We start from the raw sequence: 6,041 nt of genomic DNA on the forward strand, positions 1-6,041 counted from the left end.
GGCATTGGCGCTGCGCGACCTCGATTATCAGGGGCCGGTGACGCTGGTCGGCGACGAGCCGCATCTGCCCTATGAGCGCCCGCCTCTGTCCAAGGAGGCGATGGCCAGCGATGCGCCCGGGATCAAGGCGATCGCCAGCGACGCAATTCTGGCCGAGAAGTCGATCCGGCATATCCATTCCGTCCAGGCCGTCGCGATCGACCGCGCGGCGCATACTGTGCGCCTGTCGGACGGATCGGTCCTGCCTTACGACAAGCTCCTGCTGGCAACCGGTTCGACGCCGCGCAAGCTGCCGATGCCGGGCCTGGGTCCGCGCTGCGTCTATCTCAGAACCTTCGCTGATGCGCTCGCCATTCGCGCGCATCTCACCCTCGGCAACCGTATCGCCATCATCGGCGGCGGCTTTATCGGCCTCGAACTCGCCGCCGCGGCCCGCAAGCTCGGTGCCGCGGTCACCGTCATCGAGGCGCAGCCTCGCATCCTGATTCGCGGCGTGCCGGCGGAGATCGCGGAAATCATCCATGAGGCGCATGTCGCCGAGGGCGTCGACATCCTGTGCGGCGACGGCATCGCGTCCATCGCCGACGATGGCAACGAGGTGCGCACCACACTTGCCGGCGGCCGGGAAATCGTCGCCGACCTCGCGATCATCGGCATCGGCGCCGTGCCGGTGGCCGGGCTTGCGGCCGAAGCGGGGCTGACGATCGACAATGGAATTGCAGTCGATGCCGAGCTGCGCAGCTGCGATCCCGACATCTTTGCCGCCGGCGATTGCTGCTCGTTTCCGCTCGCCGTCTATGGCGGCCGCCGGGTGCGGCTGGAAGCCTGGCGCAACGCCCAGGAACAGGGCGCGCTGGCGGCCAGGAACATGCTCGGCGCCGGCGAGGCGCATGCGGCGGTGCCGTGGTTCTGGTCGGATCAATATGGTCTGTCGCTGCAGATCGCCGGGCTCTCCGACGAGGGCAAAAACACCGTGCGCCGCGATCTCGGCGACGGCGCCTTCATCCTCTTCCATCTGGCTGAAGACGGCAGGCTGGTCGCGGCCAGCGGCATCGGCCCCGGCAACGCGGTCGCCCGCGACATCAGGCTGGCCGAAATGCTGATCGCCAAGCGGGCCAAGCCGGCGCCGGAAGCGCTGGGATCACCGGATGTGAAGCTGAAGTCGTTGTTGGCCGCCTGAGCCTACGCTCCCCCTTTTTGGGGGCCGCTGCGCAGCTGCGGGATGGGAGTGCGGCACCGCCCCTGACCTTCGGTCCGACCTGCCCTACAAGGGGCAGGTAAAGGCTCTGAACCCCAGCCCTAAAACAGCGCCTTCAGCTCCGGCAGTTTGTCGTTCACCAGCCAACCATAATAATTCTCTTCCGGCAGCTTTTCGGGCTCACCGGCGGCGCGGCGCCTGTCGTTCTCCGCCTTCAACGCATAAGCGCGCTGCTCCGGATTGCCGACATTGTAGAGCGTGGCGGTCAGCCCGGGATTGCCCGAAATGTCGAAGCCGGCAATGCTTTTATAGGCATCGATCGATTTCCTGATCGTCGCGGCGACGTAGGGCAGCGTCAGGTCGGGATCCATGATGGTCTTGTAGACCGAATTGGGATCGCCGACGTCGAGCTTGGGCAGGCCCGAAACCTTGTGCACCAGATCGCTCATCTGCAGGGCGGTCAGCGGATTGAGCTGGCCGAGGCCGAAGGTCTGGCCGGCATAATAAGGCTGGAAGAAGGTGGCGCCGAAGCGGTCGTCGGGAAAGCTGGTCCCGCCGACCGACTTGCCGCGAAACGAACGGTTCCACACCTGTTCGCGGCATTCCCACAGATCGTAGCTGTCGGACATCCCCGCGCATTTCTTGAATTCCGGCCGCTGCACGAAGTCGGTGATGTCCTCGCCGTCATAGGCGAAGGACAGCTTGCTGGAGAGATAGGAGATCGCCTTGACATAGTAGGTCTGCAGCCGGTCATAAGCATCGACATTGTAGGTGTGCTCGCCGACGATGGCGCCGACAATGTGCAGGGGATCGATGCCGTAGGCGGCCGCCGCCTTCCTGATCTTGGCGCGCAGATCGGCGTCGTTCTGCAGCAGGGCATAGACCTTGCGGTACTTCGCCTGGAAGCTGGTGTTGGTCGCCTGCGTGCGCCGGCTGGAGGCGCCGGGAATGTCGGGCTGCACGGCATTGCGATTTCCCGGCGGCACCAATGTCGCTGCCTCGGCGGCGAACAGCGTCGCCGCCAGCGTCAAGCCGAGAATGACCAGGATCAGTTTTTTCATGCACCCGCCGCCCAAGCAATTCCAGGAAAAGTGTGAAACGGTTTTCCGGAATTGCGTCAACCTAGAGATCGAGAATTGCCGCGCAAACTAGGTAAAGCTCTTGGTCGAGTCGAGAGCGCCCCTTCACCCGGCAGGACGAAAGGTGGCCAGATGGTACCATCTGGCCACACATGATTTTGCTTGCCGGAAAATGTTGCCTGGACCGGCGCCGGAACGTTTCGGCGCCGTCGTTTAAAGGATGAACCGCGACAGGTCGGTATTCCTGGACAGATCGCCGACATGCTTTTCGACATAGGCGGCGTCGATAGTGACGCTCGTTCCGTTGCGGTCGGGCGCATCGTAGGAGATTTCGTCCAGCACCCGCTCCATCACCGTCTGCAGGCGCCTGGCGCCTATGTTCTCGACGCTGGCGTTGAGATCGACGGCGATGCCGGCGAGCGAATCGATGGCGTCGTCGGTGAAGGTCAACTCGACGCCCTCGGTCTTCATCAGCGCGATATACTGCTTGATCAGGCTGGCCTCGGTCTCGGTCAGGATGCGCACGAAATCGTCCTTCTCCAGCGCCCGCAGTTCGACGCGGATCGGCAGGCGGCCCTGCAATTCCGGCAACAGGTCGGACGGCTTCGAGACGTGGAAGGCGCCGGAGGCGATGAACAGGATGTGATCCGTCTTCAACGGTCCGTATTTGGTCGCCACCGTGGTGCCTTCGACCAGCGGCAGCAGGTCGCGCTGCACGCCTTCGCGCGAGGGCCCGCCGGAAATGTCCGATCTCGCCGCGATCTTGTCGATCTCGTCGAGGAAGACGATGCCGTCGTTTTCCGCGGCATCGAGCGCCCGGCGCACCACCTCGTCCTGATCGAGCAGCTTGTCGGACTCGTCATTGACCAGCAGGTCGTAGGACTCCTTCACCGTCGTCTTGCGCATCTTGGTTTTCTTGCCGCCCATCGCCTTCGACAGCATGTCGTTGATGTTCAGCACGCCGATATTGGCGCCCGGCATGCCGGGGATTTCAAATCCGGGCATGCCGCCGCTGCCGGTGTCGGCAACCTCGACCTCGATTTCCTTGTCGTCGAGCTCGCCGTCGCGCAGCTTCTTGCGGAAACTGTCGCGGGTGGCCGGGCTCGCCGTCTTGCCGACCAGTGCTTCCAGCACACGTTCCTCGGCGTTGACGTGGGCGCGCGCCTTGACGTCCTCACGCATCTTCTCGCGCACCAGGCCGATGGCGATCTCGACCAGGTCGCGGATGATCTGCTCGACATCGCGGCCGACATAGCCGACTTCGGTGAACTTGGTCGCCTCGACCTTGACGAAGGGCGCACCGGCCAGCCGCGCCAGGCGGCGCGAGATTTCCGTCTTGCCGACGCCGGTCGGCCCGATCATCAGGATGTTCTTGGGCATCACCTCTTCGCGCATCTGGCCTTCCAGCTGCTGGCGGCGCCAGCGGTTGCGCAAGGCAATGGCCACGGCGCGCTTGGCGTCCTTCTGGCCGATGATGAAGCGGTCGAGTTCCGAAACGATTTCGCGGGGAGAAAATGTGCTCATATCACTAAATTCCACTTTGCCACTGCTTGATGGCCTCGAACGGATGCAGCAGCATGATCACGTTGAGTGTCAGATTGTCCCGGATGAGGTAGCCGGTGCCGAGTTCGAAGATGATGGCGAGGCTGACGATCACCCATATAGGTAGCCTTCGCGCCATCACAAATCCCAGCACCATGGCCAGTGTGTCCGACACCGAATTGATGATGCTGTCGCCATAGTAATCGAGCGAAATGGTGCCGGCGCGGTAGCGGTCGATGATGAACGGGCTGTTTTCCAGCAGCTCCCAGCCGCCCTCGATGAAGACGGCGAACGCCAGCCTCAGGCCGATCGGCGAACGCGGGAACAGGAACCGCGCCAGCGCATAGAACAGGAAGCCGTGGATGATGTGTGAGAAGGTGTACCAGTCCGAAATGTGCTGGGAATTCTCCGAACTGTTCACCACGCCATGCCAGAGCTTGACGTAGCCGCAGGTGCAGATCGGCGTCCGCCCCATGCCGTAGAGCGCCCCGGCCTGGAAGATGACCAGGGCAAGCACCAGCAGAAGCCCCATCCGCCAGCTGTCTTCGTAGGCCGAATAGCTGTTTTCCGTGGCCGGTGTCGTCATCGATTCATTCCCCCTCGTTTCGCGTCGCCGTCTCGACCATCACAAAGCCCTGTCACGCCTTCAGCGGCGGCAGCCGGCGGATCACGGCCGCCGGCAAGGTGAGGTTGACCACAATCCGCCGGATACGCTGCCAGCCGGCCCCGAACAGAATAATCAGCGCGCCAACAACGACCAGGATCAAGGCAAAAGGCGGGATGCCCGTCGAATCGGAGGCGGAATTCACCAGATAATAGATGCCCAGCGAGCCGAAGTAAGCCAATGTAGGAACCAGAAGCGAACGGCGGTCTATGGCCAGCGCGACATAGAGGAAGCCAAGGATCAGAATCGTCAGCATGATGGTTGCATTGGCATCCGGCGCGATATGTCCGAATACGACGTTTTGGCCGGTTGCCATGATAAAGAGCGGATGCACCAGCATCGGCGCCGAGACGACATGCAGCCAGAAAGCGCAATCGGACCAGATCTTGCGTCGATCCCTGTCGTAAATGTCAAAAGCGACACCCGTTGCGAACACGATCAGGCCGCAGATCAGCGGCATGTAAAGGGCCGCGCGAAGCAATTCGGGAACGTCCTCGAGGCGCGGCGGCGCAATCGCGCCGGTTGTCACACTGTCATACAGGATTATCGCCGTTTGCAGGAAGGCAAGCAGTGTGAAGGCGATGGCGATAGTCCCGGCAATGATGGGGACGCGAAAGCGCCAGAAATAGATCGCCGCCGCGATTATTCCTCCGCCCAGGAACAGATATCCGGCCCGGGACGCCGTCTGGCGCAACGCCAATAGCTGCCAGATGGTTTCCGGCTTGCGTATGCCGAAGCTGGCCTCCACTTGCAGCGCCAGAGCGGCCAGAATGGCGGCCATGAAAATCAGGGCAAGCACGGACGACGATAGCTTCATCCGGTGCTGACGCGTGACGATTTCGGCGAGCCCCCAGGCGAAAACCGCGAAGATGCCGGCGATCCAGAATGTCTGGCCTGGAAGCAAGGTGGTGAGGACAAAGAAGAAGCCGGCGCTGAGCAGAACGGTTCCCACGGTGACGAACAGATCGTTGCCGCCGCCGACCAGCCGCAGGTTTTCCTCGTCACCCTCGTCACTCTCATCATCGGCGCGCCTGGCCTCGGGGGCGAGAGCGACCGCGCGTTCCATGGCCTCCAACTGATCGCGCAAGGTCTGCGAGATCAAACCTTTCGCGACTGCCTTGTCGAGGGTTTCGGCGCTGATCAATTGGGCTCCTGCGTCGCGTCGCGCGCCATCATCAGGGCTGGCCCGTACTCCGATGTTCTGGTGTCAAAGGCAACAAAGCCGGCCTTTTCGTAGGCGCGGATCGCCCTGACATTGGCGGGATCCGGGTCGATGATGACGCGCGGAACACCTTCCTCGAAAAGCTGTTCGACGAATTGGCGCACGATCGCCGAGCCATGGCCACGCCCGACCAGCTCCGGCACGCCGATCGACACGTCGATGCCGAGCGTGCCGAACGGCTGGTCGGCGTAGGGGTGGTCGTCTTCCAGATGCGGGTCGTAGCTCTGCAGATAGGCGATCGGCTTGCCGTCGAGCTCGACGATCAGCGGCTCGACGGAAATCGAGTCGATATGATCGCTAATCCCGGCGATTTCCGTCTCCGGATCGTCCCACCAC

At 62.7% G+C, this 6,041-nt stretch carries 6 protein-coding genes; 1 reads left to right on the forward strand and 5 read right to left on the reverse strand.

Features of this window, described 5'->3' with window-relative positions; translation table 11 throughout:
* Positions 1 to 1,180: FAD-dependent oxidoreductase (locus EN879_RS21130; protein WP_127274224.1), on the forward strand; the 1,180-nt coding region annotated here is incomplete at its 5' end.
* Between the two features lie 119 nt (positions 1,181 to 1,299).
* On the opposite strand, the gene EN879_RS21135 is transcribed toward EN879_RS21130, so the two are convergent.
* The 5 genes from EN879_RS21135 to EN879_RS21155 all read right to left on the reverse strand — a co-directional run.
* Positions 1,300 to 2,259, reverse strand: a complete 960-nt coding sequence (locus tag EN879_RS21135; RefSeq protein ID WP_063170435.1) for a DUF1402 family protein — start codon at positions 2,257 to 2,259, stop codon at positions 1,300 to 1,302.
* Positions 2,260 to 2,490: 231 nt separating this feature from the next.
* Positions 2,491 to 3,801, reverse strand: a complete 1,311-nt coding sequence (gene hslU, locus EN879_RS21140; protein WP_013528355.1) for an ATP-dependent protease ATPase subunit HslU — start codon at positions 3,799 to 3,801, stop codon at positions 2,491 to 2,493.
* Positions 3,802 to 3,805: 4 nt separating this feature from the next.
* Positions 3,806 to 4,351, reverse strand: a complete 546-nt coding sequence (locus tag EN879_RS21145) for a DUF2585 domain-containing protein (protein WP_224618702.1) — start codon at positions 4,349 to 4,351, stop codon at positions 3,806 to 3,808.
* Between the two features lie 106 nt (positions 4,352 to 4,457).
* The gene (locus EN879_RS21150; protein WP_063169776.1) at positions 4,458 to 5,627 is read right to left on the reverse strand and encodes a hypothetical protein; all 1,170 of its coding nucleotides are present in this window, start codon (positions 5,625 to 5,627) and stop codon (positions 4,458 to 4,460) included.
* Positions 5,624 to 6,041: GNAT family N-acetyltransferase (locus EN879_RS21155; RefSeq protein WP_164774495.1), on the reverse strand; the 418-nt coding region annotated here is incomplete at its 5' end. The genes EN879_RS21150 and EN879_RS21155, both read right to left, overlap by 4 nt.

Source organism: Mesorhizobium sp. M7A.F.Ca.AU.002.02.1.1 (genome assembly GCF_003998535.1).
GTDB lineage: Bacteria > Pseudomonadota > Alphaproteobacteria > Rhizobiales > Rhizobiaceae > Mesorhizobium > Mesorhizobium ciceri.

What these genes read in the sequence shown, in the direction of transcription:
- EN879_RS21135 (WP_063170435.1), bottom strand. Translation starts at nt 2,259, where the DNA reads ATGAAAAAACTGATCCTGGTCATTCTCGGCTTGACGCTGGCGGCGACG.
- hslU (WP_013528355.1), bottom strand. Translation starts at nt 3,801, where the DNA reads ATGAGCACATTTTCTCCCCGCGAAATCGTTTCGGAACTCGACCGCTTC.
- EN879_RS21145 (WP_224618702.1), bottom strand. Translation starts at nt 4,351, where the DNA reads ATGGGGCTTCTGCTGGTGCTTGCCCTGGTCATCTTCCAGGCCGGGGCG.